This window comes from Klebsiella sp. TF21-TM (assembly GCF_019753495.1).
Classification (GTDB): domain Bacteria; phylum Pseudomonadota; class Gammaproteobacteria; order Enterobacterales; family Enterobacteriaceae; genus Klebsiella; species Klebsiella quasipneumoniae.
On sequence record NZ_JAIJYL010000008.1, the window covers coordinates 52,184 to 77,527 of the forward strand.

Sequence of the window (25,344 nt, forward strand, 5' to 3'; positions counted from 1 at the left end):
TCAGCTGTCAGCCTTGCGGACGCGGTTTCATTTACGCTTCGTTTCTAAGATAATTCCTGGGCGGTATCGCGCCGCTGGCGCCAATCTGTAGTATGGATTTACGCCATTAGCCTTTATACTGCCTGCAGCATCTGCTTTGTTGCCAGTTACTCTGGCGCTACATCCTGTTTACAAACAATGATGAGTCGTTCAGCCACAAGATGACCCCGAAAAAATTCTCTCTGATCCCCGGCAACATCAGCCGCTTCTTCATTTTGATGGTTATTGTCCTGCTGGCGACGATGGGGGTGATGATTCAAAGCGCCGTCAATGCCTGGCTGAAAGAGAAGAGCTATCAGGTGGTTGATGTCTCCCATGCCCTGCACCAGCGTATTGATACCTGGCGCTATGCCACCTGGCAAATCTACGACAATATCGCCGCCACCTCTTCCAACACCGCCAGCGGCGGCCTGCAGGAGACGCGTTTAAAGCAGGACGTGTACTATCTGGAGAAGCCCCGACGTAAAACCGAAGCCCTGATCTTTGGCTCCCACGACAGCTCGACCCTCGAGATGACGCAAAAAATGTCCGATTATCTGGATATTTTGTGGGGCGCGGAGACCATTCCGTGGTCGATGTACTATCTCAATGGTCTGGATAATAGCCTGATTCTCATCTCCACCCTGCCGTTGAAGGACCTCTCCTCAAGCTTTAAAGAGTCAACCATCAGCAGCGTGGTGGAATCCCGGCGCGCGGAAATGCTGCTGCAGGCCAATACCCTTGATGAGCGCGAGACCTTCTCGCCGCTGCGCCATCTTGCCTGGCAGAACGCGCACTACTTTACGTTACGTACTACCTTCAATCAGCCTGGACACCTGGCGACAGTGGTCGCCTTCGACCTGCCGATTAACGATCTGATCCCGCCGGGCATGGCGCTGGACAGCTTCCGTATCGAGCCTGATCCCTCGCAAAATGTTGCCGCCAGCCCCGAGAAAGAGGCTAGCGATCATATCGGGATCACCTTCAACGGCATGCAGATTGACATCGCCACCGACATCAGCACCACCGGTATGCAGGTGCTGTGGACGGTCCCGATGAGCACCATGCTGCTGGAGTCCCTGCAGAACATTCTTCTGCCGCTCCTGCTTAACATTGGCCTGCTGGCGCTGGCCCTGTTCGGTTTCACCACCTTTCGGCATTATAAAGGACGCAGCAGCGCCTCGGGCGCCGGGCTCCCCTCCGCCGCAAATAGCGAACTGCGTTTACTGCGCGCCATTAATGAAGAAATTGTGTCTTTGCTGCCGCTGGGGCTGCTCGTCCACGATCAGGAAGCCAACCGAACGGTGATCAGTAACCCGATTGCCGACCATCTGCTTCCGCACCTGAACCTGCAGAACATCACCAACATGGCGGACCAGCATCAGGGGGTGATCCAGGCCACCGTCAACAACGAACAGTATGAGATCCGCCAGTATCGCAGCCAGGTAGCGCCGCGCACGCAGATCCTGATTATCCGAGACCAGGACCGCGAAGTGCTGGTTAATAAAAAGCTCAAACAGGCCCAGCGCTTGTATGAGAAAAACCAGCAGGGCCGGGCGGCCTTTATGCAGCATATCGGCAGCGCCCTGAAGCAGCCCGCCCTGAACCTGGCGGCCGAGGCAGCGGCGCTCGACGGCGCGGAGAACCGGACGCTGGCGCAGCATGCCGATGAGCTGGTCACACTGATCGATGACATTCAGCTGGCTAACCTGCTGGAAAGCGATGCCTGGAAAACCAGCCAGTCGCTGTTCTCGGTGCAGGAGCTGATCGACGACGTCGTACCGGAGGTGCTGCCGGCGATGAAGCGCAAGGGGCTGCAGTTGCTTATCAATAACGCGCTGCCTGCCGGCGAGCAACGCTATGGCGACCGTGAAGCGCTGCGGCGCACGCTGGTGCTGCTGATCAAGTATTCCGTCACCACCACGCCGATCGGCAAGATCACCCTCGACGTCTGCCAGGAAGAGTCGGCCAGCGATCGCCTGACCTTCCGCATTCTCGATACCGGCAACGGGGTCTCGGCTAACGAGATCGACAATATGCACTTCCCGTATCTCAATGAGACCCAGAGCGATCTGTACGGCAAAGCGAACGCCCTCACCTTCTGGTTATGTGACCGCATGACGCGCAAGCTGGGCGGGCAGTTGACCATCAAAGCGCGAGAGTCGCTGGGGACTCGCTATAGCCTGCATCTGAAAATGCCGGCCAGCGAAGAGGCGCCAGAGGCGGGAGAACATCTGCTGGATGACGTTATCGTCCTGCTGGATGTGACCTCCAGCGAAGTGCGGCGGATTGTCACCCGCCAGCTGGAGAGCTGGGGGGCGTCCTGCATCACGCCGGACGATCGGGCGACAAGTCAAGCGTTCGATCTGTATTTAACGGATAATCCGTCTAATCTTACTGCTTCGGGCTTGCTTTTAAGCGATGATGAGGTTGGGATACGCAAAATCGGCCCGGGCCAACTGCGGGTCAACTTTAATATTAGCACGGCGATGCAGGAGGCTATCCTGCAGCTTATTGAGCAGCAGCTGGCGGAGGAGGCGGTTCAGCCCGCCACCTCAGGAAACGAGAGTAACGCCGAACTCCATGCCAGCGGCTATTACGCACTGTTTGCCGATACGGTACCGGATGATGTTCAGAGATTGTATACTGAAATCGAAGCGGGCGATTTTGCTGCTCTGGCACAAACCGCCCACCGCCTCAAAGGGGCATTTGCTATGCTTAATCTGATACCCGGCAAGCAGTTATGTGAAACGCTTGAGCATCTGATTCGCGAAAAGGATGCGCAAGGCATAGAAAAATATATCAGCGACATTGACGCTTACGTCAAGAGCTTGCTGTAGAAGGTAGCCTTATACATGAACACTATGAACGTAATTATTGCCGATGACCATCCGATCGTACTGTTCGGTATTCGTAAGTCACTTGAGCAAATTGAGTGGGTGAACGTCGTTGGCGAGTTTGAAGACTCCACGGCCCTTATTAACAATCTTCCGAAGCTGGACGCCCATGTGCTGATCACCGATCTGTCCATGCCCGGTGATAAATACGGCGACGGGATCACGCTGATTAAATACATCAAGCGCCACTTCCCGGATCTGTCGATCATTGTTCTGACCATGAACAACAACCCGGCGATCCTCAGCGCGGTGCTGGATCTGGATATCGAAGGGATCGTCCTCAAGCAGGGGGCGCCGACCGATCTGCCAAAAGCGCTGGCCGCGCTGCAGAAAGGGAAGAAATTCACCCCGGAAAGCGTCTCTCGTCTGCTGGAAAAAATCAGCGCCAGCGGCTATGGCGATAAACGCCTGTCGCCGAAAGAGAGCGAAGTGCTGCGTCTGTTCGCCGAAGGCTTCCTGGTGACCGAGATCGCCAAAAAGCTTAACCGCAGCATCAAAACCATCAGTAGCCAGAAAAAGTCGGCGATGATGAAGCTGGGCGTCGAAAACGACATCGCCCTGCTGAACTACCTCTCCTCCGTCTCGCTGAGCGCGACGGACAAAGAGTAACCCTACGCTCTCTCCGTCTCGCCCCGGCGAGACGGAGTTCCCCGTTATTCCCGCCCTTTACGTACCCGCGCCGCATATACCGTCAGCGTTTGCTTCAGCACGTCAAGCGTCACCGGCTTGGACAGACAGCTGTCCATCCCCGATTCCAGACAGCGCTGCTTCTCTTCCGCCAGGGCATTGGCCGTGACGCCAATCACCGGCAGCGTCAGGCCAAGCTGACGAATGCGCTGCGTCAGGCGATAACCATCCATATTAGGCATGTTGACGTCGCTGAGCACGATATCGATGTGCTGCTTGCTGAGGACGTTGAGCGCGTCGACCCCGTCGTTCGCGGTCACGCACTGGTAGCCGAGCGATCCCAGCTGATCCGCCAGCAGGCGCCGGTTGATCGGATGATCGTCGACCACGAGGATCATCATGTCGTCGTTATTGCCGGCCTGCGCCTCCGGCGCCATCAGCGCCCGGCTATTGTCCGCACTGGCCAGCGCGACGTGGAAAATACGCCCCAACAGCGGCAGCAGTTCATGCGGCGTCGTCACGCTATGCAGCCACTCGCCGGCGGCCCGTTCCTGCGGAATACCGATATGACGACGGCAGAAGATGACCATCGCCCTTCCCTGCCAGCCGCTCAGCGCTTCATCGTCAGTGAGTAAGACATCCTCGGCGTCCGGGGTTTCTCCGGCATGACGACGTACCGTAAGGCCGTGATAGCTGAGCAGCGAGGTGACGAACATCGCCAGCGAGGTGTTGTGGATGGCCAGCCAGCAGGTCTTGCCAGCGAAACCGTTCGCCGTCATCTGCGGCGTGTTCTGCACGCCATACAGCGGGATGCGGATGGTAAAGCGGCTGCCCATTCCCGGCTCCGTTTCCACGGCGATATCGCCATCCATCATGCTGATCAGTTTTTCACAGATCGCCAGGCCAAGGCCGGTGCCCTGGAAGTTGCGCTGCACGCCGGTCCCCACCTGGAAGAAGGGGTCGAAGAGACGCAATACCTCTTTCGCCGGGATCCCCTCCCCGGTGTCGCGGACGCTAATCTGCAGATAATCCCCCGCGCACTGGACGTGCAGGATAATGCAGCCGGTGTCGGTGAACTTGATCGCATTGCTCAGCAGGTTGGAGATCACCTGCTGCAGGCGCATCGGGTCGCCGGACATCTGTTCCGGAACGTCCGGTTCGATAAAGCAGTACAGACCCAGCTGCTTGCGCACCACCAGCGGCAGATAGTTGGCGGAGATATGGTTCATGACCTCGCGCGGGGAAAATTCCCGCGGCTCGATCTTCAATTGCTCGGACTCGATTTTGGAGAAATCGAGAATATCGCTGATGATTTTCAACAGCAGGCTTGAGGAGTTGTTCATCGCCGTCACCAGGCGATCGACGCCCTTCGGCAACGCTTTGGTCTGCAGCAGATCGAGGTTGCCGATGATGCCATACAGCGGAGTACGCAGCTCATGGCTGACGGTGGCAAGGAACATCGATTTCGACTGGCTGGCCTGCTCCGCCGCCTGGGCCATCTCCTGCAGCGACTCTTCCATCTTCACGCGGGCGGAAACGTCCACCAGCACGCAAATCGCCACGTTTTCGTTGCGATAGCGCGAGTGGACAAAGCTAATCTGCAGGTTGGTATGGTTGCTGGTCAGCACATCGACAAAGTTGACCTGCTGGCCGCAGATGATCTGCGTCAGCCGCTGGCGGTCCTCATGGGTCAGCATGTTCAGATAGTTGTGCGCCAGCTCGTTACTGAGAATGTTGGTCCCGTCGAGGGTGCGCAGAATACAGATCCCCACCGGGGCGGAGGCCACGATTTTGCGGTTGAACTGCTCATGCTCTTCCAGCCGCTGAGCGTCATTTTCCGCAGGGATAAAAATGCGCCGCTCATACATCCGCGCCAGCGCAAACAGCATCGCGCCGCTGAGGATATTGAGAACGATGGCGTTGATGATCAGCATACGGATCCGCTCCAGCACCTGGTCTACCGAGACGGAATAGACGATGCTCAGGGAGGACGGCGCGAGGCTTTTCTTCAGCACCAGCTCGCGGAAACCCGCGCTGTAGCCAAACCACATTCGCTCCTGCATCCATTTCGCTTCGCTCTGGATTTTGCTTTCCGCGCCGGCCAGGGAGATCAGCGGCTGGCCGTTATCGTCGAAGATAGTCACGCTCATCGGCAGGCTGCCCGGCGTAAAGAAGCTTTCCATGCGGATGGTCTGCTCAACGCCGAGCATCGCCTGCAGGCGATTGGCCATATAGATCGGCGTCAGGGCGTAAAAATAGCCCACCCCGGGGCGCATGCCCTGGCTTATCCAGAACAGGTTGTTGCCGCGCTCGTTTTGCGGCGCATTGCGGTATTGCTCAATGCGTTGATGCAGGACTTTCAGCGCCTGATCGCGCTCAATCGGCACGTCACGCAGGCCAAAGTTGGCCATACAGAGATTATCGCTGCCGATGAGAAAGATGCGGTTAAGGTCATAGGCGGCGGTAAAATTATCCCGCCAGTAGCGCATAAACCACGCCAGCGATTGGAGCGAATTACGCCAGGCGCTACTCATCGCGCTGCAGTCGGAGTCAGGATACAGGGGTTCAAAGCTGGGGATCGCAATATCGCCGCTTTGCCCTTGTGCTACCGCATCCCCTGCCGACAGCCGGTTACCGGCGACGTACTTCAGCTCTTTAATCACATCCGCCGTACGCTGAATGTAGCGCTGGGCCTGATCGGCGTTGAGATTGAGCTCCTGATGGATCTCGGCTTCCCGCTCGTGCAGCGCGTTGACGATATAAAACACAGAGACAAACGCAATCAGCAGCCACAGCAATACCGCCAGCGCTCTGAACAGATAACGGGAAACCTTCAGGGTTGTGTGAAAAGAGGCAAGATATTTCAATGTGGCGATGCTCGGCCGTCAGGGACTCAACAGAATGGGGTTAAAGTAGCGGTAAACCGGCTTTGCCGCAATGTTAATGCAAAAAGGGCCGGGAGAATACCCGGCCCTTTCAGAACATTTACCTGGGACGATTACTCTTCGTCTTCGGCGATGTCGTCATCGGTATCCGCTTCCGGGGCGATATCGTCATCGCCTTCCGCCGCGCTACCGTCGATGGCGTCCAGTTCTTCGTCGTCGACCGGCTCAGCGACGCGCTGCAGCCCCACCACGTTTTCATCTTCCGCGGTGCGGATGAGGATCACGCCCTGGGTGTTACGGCCCACGATGCTCACTTCGGAAACGCGGGTACGCACCAGCGTCCCGGCGTCGGTGATCATCATGATCTGATCGCAATCATCCACCTGTACGGCGCCGACCACGGAACCGTTACGCTCGGTGACTTTGATCGAGATAACGCCCTGGGTGGCACGCGACTTGGTCGGATACTCAGCCGCGGCGGTACGTTTACCGTAACCGTTTTGCGTCACCGTCAGGATCGCGCCTTCGCCGCGCGGAATAATCAGCGAGACGACGCTGTCGTTTTCCGCCAGCTTAATGCCGCGTACACCGGTGGCGGTACGGCCCATGGCGCGAACGGCATCCTCTTTGAAGCGCACGACCTTGCCGGCCGCGGAGAACAGCATCACTTCGTCCTGACCAGAGGTCAGATCGACGCCGATCAGCTCATCGCCCTCGTTCAGGTTCACCGCGATAATGCCGGCGGAACGCGGACGACTGAACTCGGTCAGCGCGGTTTTCTTCACGGTACCGCTGGCGGTGGCCATAAAGACGTTGACGCCCTCTTCATACTCGCGGACCGGCAGGATAGCGGTGATACGCTCATCGGCTTCCAGCGGCAGCAGGTTGACGATCGGACGACCGCGCGCCCCGCGGCTGGCCTCCGGCAGCTGATAGACCTTCATCCAGTACAGACGACCGCGGCTTGAGAAGCAGAGGATGGTGTCATGGGTGTTGGCCACCAGCAGGCGGTCAATAAAGTCTTCTTCTTTAATGCGCGCTGCCGATTTGCCTTTACCGCCACGACGCTGTGCTTCGTAGTCGGTCAGCGGCTGATACTTCACATAGCCCTGATGCGACAGGGTGACCACCACGTCTTCCTGGTTGATCAGATCTTCAATGTTGATATCAGCGCTGTTGGCGGTGATTTCGGTACGACGTTCGTCGCCGAACTGGTCGCGGATCAGCTCCAGCTCTTCGCGAATCACTTCCATCAGACGGTCGGCGCTGCCGAGGATGTGCAGCAGTTCCGCGATCTGCTCCAGCAGCTCTTTATATTCGTCGAGCAGTTTTTCATGCTCAAGGCCGGTCAGTTTCTGCAGACGCAGATCCAGAATCGCCTGGGCCTGCTGCTCGGTCAGGTAGTATTTACCCTCGCGCACGCCGAACTCTGGCTCCAGCCATTCCGGACGCGCGGCGTCATCACCGGCACGCTCCAGCATCGCCGCGACGTTACCGAGATCCCACGCCTGGGCAACCAGCGCTGCTTTCGCTTCAGCCGGGGTCGGCGCGCGACGGATCAGTTCGATAATCGGGTCGATATTGGCCAGCGCCACGGCAAGCGCTTCGAGGATATGCGCGCGGTCACGGGCTTTACGCAGCTCGAAAATGGTGCGACGGGTCACCACTTCGCGGCGGTGGCGCACGAAGGCGGCGATGATGTCTTTCAGGTTCATGATCTTCGGCTGGCCATGGTGCAGCGCAACCATGTTGATGCCGAAGGAGACCTGCAGCTGGGTCTGGGAATAGAGGTTGTTGAGCACCACTTCCCCTACCGCGTCGCGCTTCACTTCAATCACGATGCGCATCCCGTCTTTATCAGACTCGTCACGCAGCGCGCTGATGCCTTCCACGCGTTTTTCTTTTACCAGCTCGGCGATTTTCTCAATCAGGCGCGCTTTGTTCACCTGATAGGGAATTTCATGCACGATGATGGTTTCGCGGCCGGATTTCGCATCCACTTCCACTTCCGCGCGCGCGCGGATGTAGACTTTACCGCGACCGGTGCGGTAGGCCTCTTCAATGCCGCGACGGCCGTTGATAATGGCGGCGGTCGGGAAATCAGGGCCAGGAATATGCGCCATCAGCCCTTCAATGCTGATGTCTTCATCGTCGACATAGGCCAGACAGCCGTTGATCACTTCCGTCAGGTTATGCGGCGGTATGTTGGTGGCCATCCCGACGGCGATCCCGGAGGCGCCGTTTACCAGCAGGTTAGGAATTTTGGTCGGCATGACGTCCGGAATACGCTCCGTGCCGTCATAGTTGTCAACGAAATCGACCGTCTCTTTTTCAAGATCGGCCATCAGCTCATGAGCGATTTTCGCCAGACGAATTTCGGTATAACGCATCGCCGCGGCGGAGTCGCCGTCGATGGAACCAAAGTTACCCTGGCCGTCCACCAGCATGTAACGCAGCGAGAACGGCTGCGCCATACGCACGATGGTGTCGTATACCGCGGAGTCGCCGTGCGGGTGGTATTTACCGATTACGTCACCAACGACACGGGCTGATTTTTTATAGGCTTTGTTCCAGTCATTGCCCAATACGTTCATGGCGTAAAGTACGCGACGGTGTACCGGCTTCAGGCCATCTCGGACATCCGGCAGCGCACGGCCAACAATGACCGACATCGCATAATCCAGATAAGAGTTCTTAAGCTCTTCCTCAATGTTGACCGGTGTAATTTCTCTCGCAAGGTCGCTCATCTAACCGCTATCCCTCTACTGTATCCCGGATTCAAAGGTCGCAAATTATAACACAGCCGCGCTAAGAGAGGTAAAGCAATACGGTTTATTCATGGCGCGCTGCTGATATACTCGCAGGTCTGAACAGAAAAGGAGTAAAAGCGCCCATGAATGCCGAAAAAACGTCGGTAGCCCCTAACGTCGATCATGCTGAAATCGCCAAATTCGAAGCCGTCGCCTCGCGCTGGTGGGATCTGGAGGGCGAGTTCAAACCGCTCCACCGCATTAACCCCCTGCGGCTGGGCTATATCGCCGAACGCTCAGGCGGCCTGTTCGGTAAAAAAGTCCTCGATGTCGGCTGCGGCGGCGGCATCCTCGCCGAGAGCATGGCGCGCGAAGGCGCGACGGTCACCGGGCTGGACATGGGCGCCGAGCCGCTGCAGGTGGCGAAACTGCACGCCCTGGAGAGCGGAATTCAGCTGGAGTATGTTCAGGAAACGGTTGAAGAACATGCCGCGAAGCATCCGCAGCAGTATGACGTCGTCACCTGTATGGAGATGCTGGAGCACGTCCCTGACCCACAGTCGGTCGTCCACGCCTGCGCGCGGCTGGTGAAGCCTGGCGGCCAGGTCTTCTTCTCCACCATCAACCGTAACGGTAAAGCGTGGCTGATGGCGGTGGTCGGCGCGGAATATGTCATGAAGATGGTGCCCAAAGGCACTCATGATGTGAAAAAGTTTATCAAGCCGGCCGAACTGCTGGGCTGGGTAGATCAGACTTCTCTGAAAGAGCAGCATATCATCGGCCTGCATTACAATCCGTTGACCAACACCTTCAAGTTGGCGCCGGGGGTTGATGTTAACTATATGTTGCATACCAGCGCCAAAAAAGCGTGACGTCAGCACCTGCGCTTATGATGATTGCGCGGCATCAAGCCGCGTGATTATTTCTTCCGATGAAGAAATCAGCACTCGATCAAATTTTCATTTTTTTTTCTGTTTTATTGACTTCTTCTCCAGGCCTTATGCGACGTGGACTTGCGGATTATTACCCTTCCGCAACCTCAATTTAACGTCAAAATCAACCCTTGTACTCAAAAGATTCCTTACTAAAATACTCACCATATAGCGTTCCTTTTATCGACAACCCCCTACATATAGTATTTATCCACAGAGTTAGTCACAACGGCCTTCTGTGGATAAACGGGGGATATTTTCTTTCACGGACAGGTAAAATCCACATGAATCAGAGTCTGCTGGTGACAAAGCGCGACGGAACCACCGAGCGCATCAATCTCGACAAAATCCATCGCGTACTGGATTGGGCGGCAGAAGGACTGAATAACGTTTCGATTTCCCAGGTAGAGCTGCGCTCGCATATCCAGTTCTATGACGGCATTAAAACCGCGGACATCCACGAAACCATTATCAAAGCCGCTGCGGATCTGATCTCCCGCGAGGCGCCGGATTACCAGTACCTCGCCGCGCGTCTGGCGATTTTCCATTTGCGTAAAAAAGCCTTCGGCCAGTTTGAGCCGCCGGCGCTTTACGATCACGTGGTGAAGATGGTCGAGAAGGGTAAATACGATCATCATCTGCTGGAAGACTACACGGAAGAAGAGTTCCAGCAGATGGACGGTTTCCTCGACCACTGGCGCGACATGAACTTCTCCTACGCTGCCGTTAAGCAGCTGGAAGGCAAGTATCTGGTACAAAACCGCGTCACCGGCGAAATTTATGAGAGCGCGCAGTTCCTCTATATTCTGGTGGCTGCCTGCCTGTTCTCTAACTACCCGCGCGAAACGCGTCTGGACTACATCAAGCGTTTCTACGACGCGGTGTCGACCTTTAAAATCTCGCTGCCGACGCCGATCATGTCCGGCGTGCGTACCCCAACCCGTCAGTTCAGCTCCTGCGTGCTGATCGAGTGCGGCGACAGCCTGGACTCCATCAACGCTACCTCCAGCGCGATTGTGAAATACGTTTCCCAGCGCGCCGGCATCGGCATCAACGCCGGCCGCATTCGCGCGCTGGGCAGCCCGATCCGCGGCGGCGAAGCCTTCCACACCGGCTGCATTCCGTTCTACAAACATTTCCAGACCGCGGTGAAGTCCTGCTCGCAGGGCGGCGTACGCGGCGGCGCGGCGACCCTCTTCTACCCAATGTGGCATCTGGAAGTGGAAAGCCTGCTGGTGCTGAAAAACAACCGCGGGACCGACGCCAACCGCGTTCGTCACATGGACTACGGGGTGCAGATCAACAAGCTGATGTACACCCGTCTGCTGAAGGGCGGCGACATTACCCTGTTCAGCCCTTCCGACGTCCCGGGCCTGTATGACGCTTTCTTCGCCGATCAGGACGAATTTGAACGCCTGTACACCCAGTACGAGCAGGACGACAGCATTCGTAAGCAGCGCATTAAAGCGGTTGAGCTGTTCTCGCTGATGATGCAGGAGCGCGCCTCCACCGGCCGCATCTACATCCAGAACGTCGACCACTGCAACACCCACAGCCCGTTCGATCCAGTGGTCGCCCCGGTGCGCCAGTCTAACCTGTGCCTGGAGATCGCCCTGCCGACTAAACCGCTGGAAGACGTCAACGACGAAAACGGCGAAATCGCGCTGTGCACCCTGTCGGCCTTTAACCTCGGGGCTATCGACAGCCTCGACGAGCTGGAAGAGCTGGCGGTGCTGGCGGTGCGTGCCCTGGACGCGCTGCTCGACTATCAGGATTACCCCATCCCGGCCGCCAAACGCGGCGCGATGGGCCGCCGTACGCTGGGCATCGGCGTGATCAACTTCGCTTACTATCTGGCGAAGCATGGCAAACGCTACTCCGACGGCAGCGCCAACAACCTGACCCACAAAACGTTCGAAGCGATTCAGTACTACCTGCTGAAGGCCTCCAACGAACTGGCTATCGAACAGGGCGCTTGCCCGTGGTTCAACGAAACCACCTATGCGCAGGGTATCCTGCCGATCGATACCTATAAAAAAGACCTGGACGGCATCGTCAGCGAAGCCCTGCACTACGACTGGGAAGCGCTTCGCGCGTCCATCAAAACCCACGGCCTGCGTAACTCCACGCTCTCCGCGCTGATGCCGTCCGAGACCTCGTCGCAGATCTCCAACGCCACCAACGGCATCGAGCCGCCGCGCGGCCACGTGAGTATCAAAGCGTCGAAGGATGGGATCCTGCGCCAGGTGGTGCCGGACTACGAAAACCTGCAGAACGCCTACGAACTGCTGTGGGAAATGCCGAACAACGACGGCTATCTGCAGCTGGTGGGTATCATGCAGAAGTTTATCGACCAGTCGATCTCTGCGAATACCAACTACGATCCAACGCGCTTCCCTTCCGGAAAAGTGCCGATGCAGCAGTTGCTGAAAGACCTGCTCAACGCCTATAAATTCGGCGTCAAAACGCTGTACTATCACAACACCCGTGATGGCGCTGAAGACGCTCAGGATGACCTGGCCCCGTCCATCCAGGACGACGGCTGCGAAAGCGGCGCTTGTAAGATCTAAGGTATTTTTGCCGGGTGGCGCTACGCTTACCCGGCCTACGATTTTGTAGGCCCGGCCAACGCATCGCCGCCGGGCAATACAGTTCAACAGGACTCACTTCAATGGCATACACCACTTTTTCACAGACGAAAAACGATCAGCTGCTTGAGCCAATGTTTTTTGGCCAGCCGGTTAACGTGGCCCGCTACGATCAGCAAAAATACGATATCTTTGAAAAGCTGATTGAAAAACAGCTCTCCTTCTTCTGGCGCCCGGAAGAGGTTGACGTCTCCCGCGATCGCATTGACTACCAGGCGCTGCCGGAACATGAAAAACACATTTTCATCAGCAACCTGAAGTACCAGACGCTGCTCGACTCCATCCAGGGCCGCAGCCCGAACGTGGCGCTGCTGCCGCTGATCTCCATCCCGGAGCTGGAGACCTGGGTGGAAACCTGGGCCTTCTCCGAGACCATTCACTCGCGCTCGTACACCCATATCATCCGCAACATCGTCAACGACCCGGCGACCGTGTTCGACGATATCGTCACCAATGAGCAGATCCAGAAGCGTGCCGAGGGGATCTCCCACTATTACGATTCGCTGATCGAGATGACCAGCTACTGGCACCTGCTGGGCGAAGGCACCCACACCGTCAACGGCAAGACCGTGACCGTCAATCTGCGCGAGCTGAAAAAGAAACTCTATCTGTGCCTGATGAGCGTCAACGCCCTGGAAGCGATCCGCTTCTACGTCAGCTTCGCCTGCTCCTTCGCCTTTGCCGAGCGCAAACTGATGGAAGGCAACGCCAAAATTATCCGCCTGATCGCCCGCGATGAAGCGCTGCACCTGACCGGCACTCAGCATATGCTGAACCTGCTGCGCTCCGGCAGCGACGATCCGGAAATGGCGGAAATCGCCGAAGAGTGCAAGCAGGAGTGCTATGACCTGTTCGTGCTGGCGGCGCAGCAGGAGAAAGAGTGGGCGGACTATCTGTTCCGCGACGGCTCGATGATTGGCCTGAACAAAGATATTCTCTGCCAGTACGTCGAGTACATCACCAATATCCGCATGCAGGCGGTGGGCCTCGATCTGCCGTTCCAGACCCGCTCCAACCCGATCCCGTGGATCAACACCTGGCTGGTCTCCGACAACGTCCAGGTGGCGCCGCAGGAAGTAGAGGTCAGCTCTTACCTGGTCGGCCAGATCGACTCTGAAGTCGATGCCGACGACCTGAGCAACTTCCAGCTGTAATGAAGCGGATCTTCTTGAAAATCTCTGACACTCGCCTTGAGTGTCAGGATGAACACCCTTCCCTGTTGGCTGCTCTTGAATCGCATAATATCGACGTCGAGTATCAGTGCCGCGCAGGCTATTGCGGCTCCTGCCGCACTCGTCTGGTCTCCGGCCAGGTTGACTGGCTGACCGAGCCGCTGGCCTTTATCCAGCCGGGAGAAATTTTGCCCTGCTGCTGCCGGGCGAAGGGCGATATCGAAATTGAGATGTAAGTTTTGTCGGGCGGCGTAACGCTTATGCGCCCGACAAAACTGCCGTTCACAGGCCGGGTAAACCCGGCTTTTTACTGCTTAGCCTCCAGAAACTGCACCGCTTTATCCGGGAAATCGGTAAACAAGCCATCGACGTCCGCCTGGCGATACAGCAGGTCATAGAGCTGATTGACGTTGCTGGCGTACTCCGGCAGCTGATCCGCGCGCACGGTATACGGATGCACCTGCAGATGGCTGGCGTGCGCCTCCTTGACCATCGCCGTCAGCTTCACCGCCCCCGGCTTTGAGCCTTCCGCCACCAGCATATGATAATCCGGACCAATGCCGTCGGCGTACTGCGCAATCTGCGCCATTGCCCCCGGCTTGAACATCCAGTCATAGCTGTAGTTCACCCACTTGCCGTCAGCCTGCCGCTGCTGGGTTTCATTCCAGTCGGTATAGGCGATAAGCTGCACCAGCTTGAGATCCATGCCCATCTTCGGCTCCAGCTCATGCTTAATACGCTTGAGCTCGTTGGCGTCAAAGCACTGCAGATAGACCTTATCCTGCTTGCTGGTGTAGCCATATTCTTTCAGCACTTTCAGCGTGCTGGCGGCAATATCCTTGCCTTCCTGATGGTGGAACCACGGCGCTTTGATTTCCGGGTAGATGCCAATGTTTTTGCCGGTCGAATGGTTTAACCCCTGGACAAACTCAATCTCTTCTTCGAAGGTATGAATGCGGAAATCGGATTTGCCCATCGGGAAACGCCCGGGATAGGTTTGCACATTCTTGCCATCTTTCGGCTCAAACCCTTCGGTAAACGTCAGCGACTTGATCTCGGCCAGGGTAAAGTCGATGGCGTAAAAACGGCCATCTTGACGCGCCCGCTGCGGGAAGCGCTGGGCCACGTCGGTCACCCGATCCAGATAGTGGTCGTGCAACACCACCAGTCGGTCGTCTTTGGTCATCACCAGGTCTTGCTCAAGGTAATCCGCCCCCTGCGCGTAGGCCATCGCTTTCGCCGGCAGGGTATGTTCAGGCAGATAACCGCTGGCGCCCCGGTGGGCGATAACCATTTTATCCGCCGCTGTCGCACTGAAGCACAGCGCAGAACTGGCCAACATCATGCCGCTCATTAGCGCGGTGAGTTTCATGTTCATCGCCGCTCCTTAGGCTTGCTTCAGCTGTTGATGATGGCGGCGTTCACCGAGCATCACGATAACCAGCAGGACAACCGCCAGCACGCTGCCGCCGATCATCACCATAAAGCCGCCGTCCCAGCCGAAGAAATCGACGGTGTAGCCGACGATGGCGCTCGCGGCCACGGAACCGCCGAGGTAACCGAACAGGCCGGTGAAGCCTGCAGCGGTGCCGGCGGCTTTCTTCGGCGCCAGCTCCAGCGCATGCAGGCCAATCAGCATCACCGGGCCGTAGATCAGGAAGCCGATAATAATCATACAGGCCATATCGACGCCCGGGTTACCCGGCGGGTTCAGCCAGTAGACAACGGTGGCGATGGTGACCAGGGTCATAAAGAACACGCCGGTGGCGCCGCGGTTGCCTTTAAACACTTTATCCGACATCCAGCCGCACAGCAGGGTGCCCGGGATCCCCGCGTACTCGTACAGGAAGTAGGCCCAGGAGGATTTATCCAGCGCGAAGTGCTTCACCTCTTTCAGGTAGGTCGGCGACCAGTCGAGAATGCCGTAGCGCAGCAGATAAACGAAGACGTTGGCGACCGCGATGTACCACAGCAGCTTGTTCGGCAGAATGTACTGCATAAAGATCTGCTTCGCCGTCAGCTCTTGTTCATGCTCTTCGCTGTAATCGTCCGGGTAGTCGTTTTTATACTCTTCGATCGGCGGCAGGCCGCAGGATTGCGGCGTATCGCGCATCATCGCGAAGGCGAAAATCGCCAGCAGAATAGCGCCGAAAGCCGGCATATAGAGCGCCGCATGCCAGTCGTTAAACCAGGCCATACCCAACAGGAACAGCAGCGGCGGAATCCCCCCGCCGACGTTATGCGCGCAGTTCCACACTGAAACAATTCCGCCGCGCTCTTTCTGCGACCACCAGTGGACCATGGTACGGCCGCACGGCGGCCAGCCCATTCCCTGGAACCAGCCGCAGAGGAACAGCAGTACGAACATGATCATGATGCTCGAGGTGGCCCACGGTACGAAGCCCATCACCAGCATCACCAGCGCGGCGAGGATCAGCCCCGCCGGCAGGAAAATGCGCGGATTCGAACGGTCAGAGACCGATCCCATGATGAATTTCGAAAATCCGTAGGCAATGGAGATGCCGGAAAGGGCGAAACCGAGATCGCCGCGGGAGAAACCTTGCTCGATAAGATAGGGCATCGCCAGGGCAAAGTTCTTACGAACCAGATAGTAAGCGGCATAACCAAAGAAGATGCCGATAAAAATCTGCCAGCGTAACCGACGATAGAGCGGGTCGATCTCTGCGGCTGGCAAACGCGCTTTATGCGCGGCAGGTTTAAAAATACTTAACATATCAGCCTCCGTGGCCCTTGCTGTTTTTTACTGACGTCACGACAACAATCCCAGATTAATCACCAACTTCGAATCTGGCCGCGATGGTAGGCAATACGTAGAGCTGATACTGTGAAACATCGCACAATTTGTTACAGAAATATGACAAAAGGTTCCAATGTGAGCACAAAATCACATAATGCGCTCAAATAACGCGCGAATATGCTCGAAATCAAACAATAACCTTATTGATTGTGGCTAAATGGCGGTAAACGAAAGCAGAGGAGCTGAAGATGACGGGACGTCTTGATAGCGAGGTCATCATCATCGGCGGCGGAGCAACCGGCGCCGGCATCGCCCGCGACTGCGCCCGACGCGGATTACGTACAGTGCTCATTGAGCGCCATGATATCGCCACCGGGGCCACCGGCCGTAATCATGGGCTGTTGCACAGCGGCGCCCGCTATGCGGTGACCGACAACGAATCCGCCCGCGAATGCATCAGTGAGAACCGCATCCTGCGCCGCATCGCCCGTCACTGTATCGAACCGGCCGGCGGTCTGTTCATTACCCTGCCTGAAGACGATCTGGCCTGGCAGCAGACCTTTATCGCCGCCTGCCAGCAGGCTGGCATAGAGGCCACGCCGCTTTCTGCGCAGGAGGCGCTGCGCCGCGAGCCCGCCGTCAACCCGACGCTGCTGGGGGCGGTGCAGGTCCCGGATGGCACCATTGACCCGTTTCGCCTCACCGCGGCCAATATGCTCGACGCCCGCGAACACGGCGCGCAGATCCTCACCGGCTGCGAAGTGACAGGCCTGCTGCGCCAGGGCGACCGCGTCTGTGGCGTCCAGGTATACGATCGTCAGCTTCACCAGACCCGCGCCCTGTACGCCGGGGTAGTGGTCAATGCCGCCGGGATCTGGGGGCAGCGCATTGCGGAATATGCCGACCTGTGCATCACCATGTTTCCGGCGAAGGGATCGCTGTTGATCCTTGACCACCGGATTAACAACCTGGTGATCAACCGCTGCCGTAAGCCCGCCGATGCCGATATTCTGGTGCCCGGGGATACCATCTCGCTGATCGGCACCACCTCGATGCATATTCCTTATGACGAAATTGACGACAACCGGGTAACGACCGCGGAAGTCGAAATCCTGCTGCGCGAAGGTGAAAAGCTGGCGCCGGTCATGGGCCGCACCCGGATCCTCCGCGCCTACTCCGGCGTGCGCCCGCTGGTGGCCAGCGACAACGATCCCAGCGGACGCAGCGTCAGCCGCGGCATCGTCCTGCTCGACCATGCTCAGCGCGACGGCATGGAAGGCTTCATTACCATCACCGGCGGCAAGCTGATGACCTATCGCCTGATGGCCGAGTGGGCCACCGACGCCGTCTGTCGTAAGCTGGGCAACACCACCCCCTGTTCCACGGCCGAGAGCCCGCTCCCCGGGTCGCAGGAGCCGACGGAAAGCACCCTGCGAAAAATTATCTCCCTGCCGGGCCCGCTGCGCGGCTCTGCTGTCTACCGCCATGGCGATCGCACGCCGGCCTGGCTTGGCGACAGCCGCCAGCACCGTAGTCTGGTCTGCGAATGCGAAGCCGTCACCGCTGGTGAAGTGAAATACGCGGTGGAAAATCTGGCGGTCCACACCCTGCTCGACCTGCGCCGCCGTACCCGGATTGGCATGGGGACCTGCCAGGGGGAACTCTGCGCCTGCCGCGCCGCCGGTCTGCTGCAGCGCTTTAACGTCACCACCCCCGCGCAGTCGTTGACCCAGCTGTCGGCGTTTCTCAATGAGCGCTGGAAGGGCGTGCAGCCCATCGCCTGGGGCGACGCGCTGCGCGAAAGCGAATTCACCCGCTGGGTCTACCTCGGCCTGTGCGGACTACCACAGGAGCATCAGGATGAAATTTGACTGCGCGATTATCGGCGGCGGACTGGCCGGCCTGCTGTGCGGCCTGACGCTGAATCAGTCCGGCCTGCGCAGCGTTATCATCAGCCGCGGGCAAAGCGCGCTGCATTTTTCCTCCGCGTCGTTAGATCTGCTCTCGGCGCTGCCGAACGGCGATAACGTCACTGACCTCGCGCAAGGTCTGCAGCAGCTCGCTGAACTGCTTCCTGAGCACCCTTATTCCCGGCTCGGCGCCGGGGCGGTGCTCGAATACGCAAAACAAACTGAAGCCCTGCTGGCCGCCTGCGGCGCGGTGATGCAGGGCGACGCGCACCGCCCGCACCGGCGGGTAACGCCGCTGGGGACGCTGCGCGCGGCGTGGCTATCGCCGCAGGAGGTTCCTGTCGCGCCACTCCCCCGACAGGGGGTCTGCCTGGTGGGGATCAGCGGCTTTGCCGATTTTCAGCCGCATCTCGCCGCCGCCGCGCTCGGGCAAACCGGCGTCACCGCCGTGGCGGTGGAAATCGAGTTACCGCTGCTGGATGTTTTACGTGATAACCCCACCGAGTTTCGCGCCGCCAATATCGCCCGCCTCCTCGACGCTGAAAACCACTGGCCTGCCCTGCATGCGGCGCTGCTGCCGCTGGCGCAGCAGCATGAGCTGCTGATCATGCCCGCCTGCTTTGGCCTCGCCGACGATCGCCTGTACCACTGGCTGCAGGCGCGCCTGCCCTGCCCGCTGCGTCTGCTGCCGACGCTGCCGCCTTCGGTTCCCGGGATGCGCCTGCACCGTTTGCTGCAGCGGCAGTTTATTCGCGGCGGCGGCACCTGGCTTGCCGGCGATGAAGTGGTGAACATCAGCCATCGACAGGGCGCCGTCGAGGCCGTCTGGACGCGAAATCACGGCGATATTGCGCTGCGTCCGCGTTTTACCGTGCTGGCCAGCGGCAGCTTTTTCAGTAACGGTCTTGTCGCCACGCGGGATAGCGTGCGCGAACCCATTCTCGGTCTCGATCTACAGCAGACCCTGCCGCGCGACGACTGGTACCAGCGCGACTTCTTTGCCTCCCAGCCGTGGCAGCGCTTCGGGGTGAAAACCGATGCCCTGCTGCGCCCCATGCTGGGCGGGCAGCCGTTCAGCAATCTTTTCGCCATCGGTTCACTGCTCGGCGGGTTCGATGCCATTCAGCTCGGCTGCGGCGGCGGGGTCTGCGCCGTCACCGCACTGCACGCCGCCAGACAGATCCACGCCCTCGCCGGAGGCCGACCATGAACGATACCCGTTTTGAAAGCTGCATTAAGTGCACAGTCTGTACCACCACCTGTCCGGTCAGCCGGGTCAATCCGCGCTATCCCGGGCCGAAACAGGCGGGGCCGGACGGCGAACGCCTGCGCCTGAAGGATGGCGCGCTGTACGATGAGGCGCTCAAGTACTGCATTAACTGCAAGCGCTGTGAGGTCGCCTGCCCGTCGGATGTGAAAATTGGCGATATCATTCAGCGCGCCCGGGCACAGTATGGCCAGCAAAAACCGACCCTGCGCGACGCTATTCTCAGCCATACCGACCTGATGGGCACCCTTTCCACCCCCTTTGCCCCACTGGTAAACGCCACCACCGGCTTAAAACCGGTACGCCGCCTGCTCGACGCGGCGCTCAATATCGATCATCGCCGCACGCTGCCAAAATATGGCTTCGGTACCTTCCGCCGCGCTTACCGCCAGCTCGCGGCCAGACAGGCGCAGTACCCTGAGCAGGTGGCCTTCTTTCATGGTTGCTACGTCAACTATAACCACCCGCAGCTGGGCAAGGATCTGATTCGCGTCGTCAATGCGCTGGGCACCGGCGTGCAGTTGTTATCACGGGAAAAATGCTGCGGCGTGCCGCTGATCGCCAACGGCTTTTTTGACAAAGCGCGTAAGCAGGCGCAGAGCAACGTCGCCGCGATGCGGGAAAACGCGCTGCCGATCATCGCCACCTCCTCGACCTGCACCTTTACGCTGCGCGATGAATACCCGCATCTCCTTGATGTCGACAACAGCGATCTCCGCGACCGGGTGGAGCTGGCCACTCGCTGGATCTGGAAACAACTGGATAGTGGCAAAACGCTGCCGCTGCGCCCGCTGCCGCTGAAGGTGGTCTATCACACGCCGTGCCATATGGAGAAAATGGGCTGGTCGCTGTATACCCTCGAACTGCTGCGGCTGATCCCTGGCCTGCAGCTGGAAGTGCTGGATTCGCAGTGCTGCGGCATCGCCGGCACCTACGGGTTTAAGACTGAGAATTACGCGGTATCCCAGGCTATCGGCGCCCCGCTGTTCCGTCAGATTGAGGAGAGCGGCGCCGACATCGTCGTCACCGACTGCGAGACCTGTAAATGGCAGATAGAAATGTCCACCAGCAAACGCTGCGAACATCCGCTCACGGTGCTGGCGCAGGCGCTCGCCTGAGTCCGGCGCCAGCCTGCGCCGTCAATAGCTCGCTTTCTCCTGCGGCTGAGCGCTGGCGGATTTAAACATTGCCAGCCGGCGGTCCAGCGCCTGGGTGTACAGCATGGTATCGACCCCGACGGCGACGAAATTGGCCCCCCAGGCGAGACATTTTTCCGCCATCGCCGGGTCGACCGCCAGAAATCCGGCCGCCTTTCCCGCCGCGCGAATGCGCCGGATGCTCTGCTCAATCACCCGCTGCACGTCAGGATGGCCAGCATCGTCCGGGTGCCCCAGCGAAGCGGAGAGATCCGCCGGCCCGATAAACACCCCGTCAATGCCCTCCACCTCGAGGATAGCGTCCAGATTTTCCAGCGCGGTTCGGCTCTCCACCTGAATCAGCAGACAGAGTTCGTCATTCGCCTCCGCCATATAATTCTCCACTCTGCCCCAGCGCGCCGCCCGGGCCACGCCGGCGCCAACGCCGCGGCTACCGACAGGAGGATAACGGGTTGCCGAGACGACTTCCCGCGCCTGCTCGGCGGTATCGACCATCGGCACCAGCAACGTTCTGGCGCCAATATCCAGCACCTGTTTTATCAGGCTGCGGCTGCCCTCCACCGGCCGGATCACCGGCTGACTGGCGTAAGGGGCGATGGCCTGGAGCTGATGATAAAGGTCCTGAATAGTGTTCGGGGCATGCTCGCCGTCGATCAGCAGCCAGTCATAACCTGAAGTGGCGGCAATCTCCGCCAGATAGGAGGAAGTCGAGCTCAGCCACAGGCCTATTTGCGTCTCACCGCGTAATAATCCACGTTTGAAGGGGTTTGATAACAGTGCGTTCATAGCGATTCCTTTAATCAATGCTGTACGCCGCCGCGCTGAGGAACCGCGCGGGTGAGGCTTAATGAGAAGATGATGATCACCCCGATGATGGCCACGCCGGCCAGGGTTAACAGTCCAGCGGCGCTGCTGGCGAACAGCGTTTCGGCCTGCACGCGAACGATCGGTGCCAGAAAGCCGCCGATGGCGCCAAACAGGTTAACGAAGCCAATCCCGGCGGCCAGCGCCGTGCCGGAGAGCAGCTGCGTCGGCATCGTCCAGAAGACCGGCTGCACGGCAATCACCCCAACCGCCGCCACGCACAGCGCGATGATAGCCAGCACCGGCGCCACCAGCCCGGAAACCGCAATCCCGACCGCTGCCGCCAGCAGCGTCAGCGCGGCAATATTGCGCCGCTCGCCGGTACGATCGGAGTAGCGAGGGATAAGCCAGGTGCCGAACAGCGCCGCCACCCACGGAATAGCCGTCACCACCGAGGCAATGAAGCCGACTTTGGTGCCCAACAGCGCGGCGACCTGAGTGGGCAGGAAGAAAATCAGGCCATAGACCGCCACCTGAATGGTCATGTAGATCAGCGCCAGCTGCCAGACCCGCCCGTTACGCAGCGCATCGGACAGACGCGAGGTGACCTTTTTCTCCTCCTCTCGCGCCAGCTCGCTTATCAGCGCCTGTTTCTCCGCCGCGCTCAGGAAGCGGGCATGCTGCGGCGAATCGTCCAGCCAGAAGAAGGTGAACGCTCCTGCGGCGACGGCGAGCAGGCCTTCAATCACAAACATCCAGAACCAGCCGGGATGGCCCATAAACCCATGCATCTCCAGCAGCGCGCCGGATAAAGGCGAACCGAGGGTCAGCGCCAGCGGCGCCCCCATATAAAAAAGCCCCATAATGCTGGCGCGGTTTTGCTGGGGAAACCACTGAGACGTGAGGTAGATCATTCCGGGGAAGAAGCCCGCCTCCGCCGCGCCCAGCAGGGTACGTACCAGCAGGAATTTCGCTTCCGTATCCGCCCACGCCATCGCCGCCGACAGCACGCCCCACAGCAGCGTGGTGCAGCCGATCCATTTTCTGGCGCCAAATTTACGCATCAGCAGGTTGGCCGGCACCCCAAGAAAGGCATAGACCACAAAGAAAATCCCCGCCCCCAGCGCATAGGCTTCGTTGCTGAGGCCAGTGTCCAGCTGGTAGGTCTCTTTGGCGAAACCGATATTCGAACGGTCAAGAAACGCCAGCACGTACAGCGCCAGCATAAAGGGGATTAAGCGGGCGCGGTTTTTCTTCACCACGCTCTCCAGCAGAGTGTTGCTCATCATAATATCCTCAGGCGTGGGCCGCCGGGCGGCCCGGGGGATCAGTGTTGATAAGGACGTTTCAGGTTGCAGTCGCGATTGAGCTCGACGCCAAAGCCGGGTTTATCCAGTACCGATTTATGAATGCGCCCCCTCTCCGGCACCGGCTCGCCGAGCAGGATCGGGTCGAACTGCGGACGCAGCGTGGCGCAGTCAGGACTGGTCATCAGAAACTCGCTGAACGGCGTGTTGGTAAAAGTGATCACCGCATGATGTGAGTAAACCGACGAGCCGTGCGGCACCACCAGCTGCCCGCGCGCTTTAGCAATAGCCGCTATCTCCACCAGCGTGGTTAAGCCGCCGCACCAGCCGACGTCGGGCTGCATAATATCGATTCCGGTCTCCGACAGGGTGCGGAAGGACTGCAGGGTGCCGTGGTGCTCGCCGCTGGTCACCATCATCCCGGCCGGCGCCTGGCGCTTCAGCTCGCGATAACCTTCATACTGCTGCGGCGGCAGGCACTCCTCGATCCACTTGAGGTTGTAAGGGGCGCAGGCATGGGCAAGTTTGGTGGCATAGTTAACGTCCTGGCTCATCCAGCAGTCCAGCATTAACCAGAAATCCGGGCCGCATTTTTCGCGCATGTCCGCCACCATGGCGACGTCTTTGCGGATCCCGGCGTCGCCATCGTGCGGCCCCCAGTGGGTGGGCATTTTGCCGCCGATAAAGCCCATCTCCTGCGCCAGATCCGGACGAGCGCCGGTGGCATAGAACTGGATTTCGTCACGCACCGCTCCGCCCAGCAGTTTGTAGACCGGCAGGCCAACCACTTTCCCGAACAGATCCCACAGCGCGAGGTCGACACAGGAGATAGTGTTCATCACCAGACCGCCGGATCCTGCGTAGTAAAGGGTGGCGTTGAGCATCTGGTCGTGGATCAGTTTGATATCGCTGACGCAATTGCCTTCGATAAAGCGGTTGAGATGTTTTTCCACGATAAAGCAGCCCATCTCTCCGGCCGTCGACACGGCAAAGCCGGTCTGCCCGTTGTCGGCTTCCACTTCCACAATCAGCGTGCCCAGCACGTTGATGCCAAACGACTGGCGGGACTGCTCATACTGTTTGTATTTGCTCATCGGGGTGGCGATATGATCGTCAATCCAGTGGTTAGCCCCCTGATCGTGGTAATCGCCGCCGCCGGCGCCCTGCTCTGCGGTGGCGCCGCCGGTAAACCAGGCGCGGACGTGTTTAATTTTCGGTAGGGTCATGGTGTTCTCCTTATGATGAGGCGAGTTGTTCAAAGGGGCTTTTCCACCCCAGCAGTCGTGAAATATCTTTCGCGCAGGCAATCGCCTTACCGGCAAGGTAATCGCGATTGTCTTCATTGATTTGCAGACGGGTACCCACCACCGAGATGGCGGCGGTCAGGTCGTTATTGGCGTTAAAAACCGGGGCGGCCACGCAGCGCACGTCCGGATAGTCCTCGCCATTATCAAAGCTCCAGCCCCGGGCGCGGATCCGCCCCAGCTCCTCCCGCAGCTGTTGAGCATTGCTGATGGTCGTTGGCGTAGCCCGCTCCCACTGCAGTTCATCGATAATCGATGCCTGAACCCCGGCGGGCTGCCAGGCCAGCAGACATTTGCCGATCCCGGAGCGGTAAAGCGACAGGCTCTTTCCTTCGTGCGAACGCACGCTAATGGTGGCGGGTGATTCAATTTTCAGAATGTAGTAGGCGTTACCGTGATCGATAATGCCCAGATGGCAGAGCAGGCCGCACTCATCCATCAGCCGGGTCAGGCGCGGCCGCGCCAGCTCGCGCAGGTCCATTTTGCTTAGCGCCTGCCCGGCCAGCTCCACCAGTTTGGTCCACAGGCAGTAGTTATCCTGATTATCCATACTGATGAAGCGCTGCTTTTTCAGCTCGCCCAGCAGCAGATAAACCGTGCTTTTCGGGATCCCCAGCTCCGCTATTATCGTCGCCGCGCTGCAGGGTCCGATGCGGCCAATTAAATTGAGGATCTCAATCGCGCGGGTCAGCGCCGGGACTTTCGTTGATTCCAACATACTGGACTCCAATCCTGAATACTGGAATCAGTGTTGCGGTTGTCCGGGCGGTAAAGTGTGAGCGACATCGCGGGGCAATCGCTTTCCCGTATGCTGGACCGTTCGCAGCGGAAAATTGCGACTTAACGCACAGAATTTTTTCAGGAGAGTACAACAGGCTGGACAACCGGCGCCGGGGAGAAGCCCGCGC

General features: G+C 58.8%; 17 protein-coding genes. 9 read left to right on the forward strand and 8 right to left on the reverse strand.

The window, feature by feature from the left end; translation table 11 throughout:
- Nucleotides 1–200 precede the first annotated feature (200 nt).
- Nucleotides 201–2,858 (forward strand): phosphotransferase RcsD, encoded by a 2,658-nt coding sequence (gene rcsD / locus K5R89_RS09760; protein ID WP_132134379.1) that lies wholly within the window; start codon nucleotides 201–203, stop codon nucleotides 2,856–2,858.
- A 15-nt stretch (nucleotides 2,859–2,873) separates the two neighbouring features.
- On the forward strand, nucleotides 2,874–3,524 hold the full coding sequence (gene rcsB, locus K5R89_RS09765; RefSeq protein WP_002913007.1) for a response regulator transcription factor RcsB: 651 nt from the start codon (nucleotides 2,874–2,876) through the stop codon (nucleotides 3,522–3,524).
- Nucleotides 3,525–3,568: 44 nt separating this feature from the next.
- Here the strand turns inward: rcsB and rcsC are convergent, their stop codons facing one another.
- Both rcsC and gyrA read right to left on the reverse strand, forming a co-directional pair.
- Nucleotides 3,569–6,409: a two-component system sensor histidine kinase RcsC gene (gene rcsC / locus K5R89_RS09770; RefSeq protein ID WP_023290484.1), complete on the reverse strand. Its 2,841-nt coding sequence runs from the start codon at nucleotides 6,407–6,409 to the stop codon at nucleotides 3,569–3,571.
- A gap of 131 nt (nucleotides 6,410–6,540) precedes the next feature.
- A complete protein-coding gene (gene gyrA / locus K5R89_RS09775; RefSeq protein ID WP_004201688.1) occupies nucleotides 6,541–9,174 on the reverse strand; it encodes a DNA topoisomerase (ATP-hydrolyzing) subunit A in 2,634 nt (877 codons plus the stop codon).
- Between the two features lie 146 nt (nucleotides 9,175–9,320).
- Here gyrA and ubiG point away from each other — a divergent pair, with 146 nt between their 5' ends.
- The 4 genes from ubiG (at nucleotide 9,321) to yfaE (ending at nucleotide 14,165) form a co-directional block, all read left to right on the forward strand.
- Entirely contained in the window at nucleotides 9,321–10,049 is a 729-nt protein-coding gene (ubiG, locus tag K5R89_RS09780; RefSeq protein ID WP_171879157.1) for a bifunctional 2-polyprenyl-6-hydroxyphenol methylase/3-demethylubiquinol 3-O-methyltransferase UbiG, read from the forward strand.
- A gap of 344 nt (nucleotides 10,050–10,393) precedes the next feature.
- Entirely contained in the window at nucleotides 10,394–12,679 is a 2,286-nt protein-coding gene (gene nrdA, locus K5R89_RS09785) for a class 1a ribonucleoside-diphosphate reductase subunit alpha (protein WP_048297918.1), read from the forward strand.
- A gap of 101 nt (nucleotides 12,680–12,780) precedes the next feature.
- Nucleotides 12,781–13,911, forward strand: a complete 1,131-nt coding sequence (nrdB, locus tag K5R89_RS09790) for a class Ia ribonucleoside-diphosphate reductase subunit beta (protein ID WP_004140835.1) — start codon at nucleotides 12,781–12,783, stop codon at nucleotides 13,909–13,911.
- A complete protein-coding gene (gene yfaE, locus K5R89_RS09795; protein ID WP_004201692.1) occupies nucleotides 13,911–14,165 on the forward strand; it encodes a class I ribonucleotide reductase maintenance protein YfaE in 255 nt (84 codons plus the stop codon). Before nrdB ends, yfaE begins: the two co-directional genes overlap by 1 nt.
- 71 nt (nucleotides 14,166–14,236) lie before the next feature.
- Here the strand turns inward: yfaE and glpQ are convergent, their stop codons facing one another.
- Nucleotides 14,237–15,307, reverse strand: a complete 1,071-nt coding sequence (gene glpQ, locus K5R89_RS09800) for a glycerophosphodiester phosphodiesterase (protein WP_217259338.1) — start codon at nucleotides 15,305–15,307, stop codon at nucleotides 14,237–14,239.
- A gap of 9 nt (nucleotides 15,308–15,316) precedes the next feature.
- Nucleotides 15,317–16,663, reverse strand: coding sequence for a glycerol-3-phosphate transporter (gene glpT, locus K5R89_RS09805; protein ID WP_023290488.1), 1,347 nt, complete (start codon nucleotides 16,661–16,663; stop codon nucleotides 15,317–15,319).
- A gap of 272 nt (nucleotides 16,664–16,935) precedes the next feature.
- Here glpT and glpA point away from each other — a divergent pair, with 272 nt between their 5' ends.
- The 3 genes from glpA to glpC are packed head-to-tail and all read left to right on the forward strand — an operon-like array spanning nucleotide 16,936 to nucleotide 20,982.
- Nucleotides 16,936–18,558, forward strand: coding sequence for an anaerobic glycerol-3-phosphate dehydrogenase subunit A (gene glpA, locus K5R89_RS09810; RefSeq protein ID WP_186976759.1), 1,623 nt, complete (start codon nucleotides 16,936–16,938; stop codon nucleotides 18,556–18,558).
- On the forward strand, nucleotides 18,548–19,807 hold the full coding sequence (gene glpB, locus K5R89_RS09815) for a glycerol-3-phosphate dehydrogenase subunit GlpB (RefSeq protein WP_186976760.1): 1,260 nt from the start codon (nucleotides 18,548–18,550) through the stop codon (nucleotides 19,805–19,807). Before glpA ends, glpB begins: the two co-directional genes overlap by 11 nt.
- Entirely contained in the window at nucleotides 19,804–20,982 is a 1,179-nt protein-coding gene (gene glpC / locus K5R89_RS09820) for an anaerobic glycerol-3-phosphate dehydrogenase subunit GlpC (protein ID WP_023290491.1), read from the forward strand. The genes glpB and glpC overlap by 4 nt, the downstream gene beginning before the upstream one ends.
- A 21-nt stretch (nucleotides 20,983–21,003) precedes the next feature.
- On the opposite strand, the gene yfaU is transcribed toward glpC, so the two are convergent.
- From yfaU to K5R89_RS09840, 4 genes are read right to left on the reverse strand one after another with little or no spacing between them, the layout of a single operon-like run.
- On the reverse strand, nucleotides 21,004–21,807 hold the full coding sequence (yfaU, locus tag K5R89_RS09825) for a 2-keto-3-deoxy-L-rhamnonate aldolase (RefSeq protein ID WP_023290492.1): 804 nt from the start codon (nucleotides 21,805–21,807) through the stop codon (nucleotides 21,004–21,006).
- 14 nt (nucleotides 21,808–21,821) lie between these two features.
- Entirely contained in the window at nucleotides 21,822–23,111 is a 1,290-nt protein-coding gene (locus K5R89_RS09830; protein ID WP_032453561.1) for an MFS transporter, read from the reverse strand.
- A gap of 41 nt (nucleotides 23,112–23,152) precedes the next feature.
- The gene (gene rhmD, locus K5R89_RS09835; RefSeq protein WP_217259339.1) at nucleotides 23,153–24,358 is read right to left on the reverse strand and encodes an L-rhamnonate dehydratase; all 1,206 of its coding nucleotides are present in this window, start codon (nucleotides 24,356–24,358) and stop codon (nucleotides 23,153–23,155) included.
- A gap of 10 nt (nucleotides 24,359–24,368) precedes the next feature.
- Nucleotides 24,369–25,154, reverse strand: coding sequence for an IclR family transcriptional regulator (locus K5R89_RS09840; protein ID WP_023290494.1), 786 nt, complete (start codon nucleotides 25,152–25,154; stop codon nucleotides 24,369–24,371).
- Nucleotides 25,155–25,344 lie beyond the last annotated feature (190 nt).

Excerpts from the sequence above, each read along its gene's own strand:
- rcsD (WP_132134379.1), top strand. The coding sequence starts at position 201 with ATGACCCCGAAAAAATTCTCTCTGATCCCCGGCAACATCAGCCGCTTC.
- rcsB (WP_002913007.1), top strand. The coding sequence starts at position 2,874 with ATGAACACTATGAACGTAATTATTGCCGATGACCATCCGATCGTACTG.
- gyrA (WP_004201688.1), bottom strand. The coding sequence starts at position 9,174 with ATGAGCGACCTTGCGAGAGAAATTACACCGGTCAACATTGAGGAAGAG.
- ubiG (WP_171879157.1), top strand. The coding sequence starts at position 9,321 with ATGAATGCCGAAAAAACGTCGGTAGCCCCTAACGTCGATCATGCTGAA.
- nrdA (WP_048297918.1), top strand. The coding sequence starts at position 10,394 with ATGAATCAGAGTCTGCTGGTGACAAAGCGCGACGGAACCACCGAGCGC.
- nrdB (WP_004140835.1), top strand. The coding sequence starts at position 12,781 with ATGGCATACACCACTTTTTCACAGACGAAAAACGATCAGCTGCTTGAG.
- yfaE (WP_004201692.1), top strand. The coding sequence starts at position 13,911 with ATGAAGCGGATCTTCTTGAAAATCTCTGACACTCGCCTTGAGTGTCAG.
- glpQ (WP_217259338.1), bottom strand. The coding sequence starts at position 15,307 with ATGAACATGAAACTCACCGCGCTAATGAGCGGCATGATGTTGGCCAGT.
- glpT (WP_023290488.1), bottom strand. The coding sequence starts at position 16,663 with ATGTTAAGTATTTTTAAACCTGCCGCGCATAAAGCGCGTTTGCCAGCC.
- glpA (WP_186976759.1), top strand. The coding sequence starts at position 16,936 with ATGACGGGACGTCTTGATAGCGAGGTCATCATCATCGGCGGCGGAGCA.
- glpB (WP_186976760.1), top strand. The coding sequence starts at position 18,548 with ATGAAATTTGACTGCGCGATTATCGGCGGCGGACTGGCCGGCCTGCTG.
- glpC (WP_023290491.1), top strand. The coding sequence starts at position 19,804 with ATGAACGATACCCGTTTTGAAAGCTGCATTAAGTGCACAGTCTGTACC.
- yfaU (WP_023290492.1), bottom strand. The coding sequence starts at position 21,807 with ATGAACGCACTGTTATCAAACCCCTTCAAACGTGGATTATTACGCGGT.
- K5R89_RS09830 (WP_032453561.1), bottom strand. The coding sequence starts at position 23,111 with ATGAGCAACACTCTGCTGGAGAGCGTGGTGAAGAAAAACCGCGCCCGC.
- rhmD (WP_217259339.1), bottom strand. The coding sequence starts at position 24,358 with ATGACCCTACCGAAAATTAAACACGTCCGCGCCTGGTTTACCGGCGGC.
- K5R89_RS09840 (WP_023290494.1), bottom strand. The coding sequence starts at position 25,154 with ATGTTGGAATCAACGAAAGTCCCGGCGCTGACCCGCGCGATTGAGATC.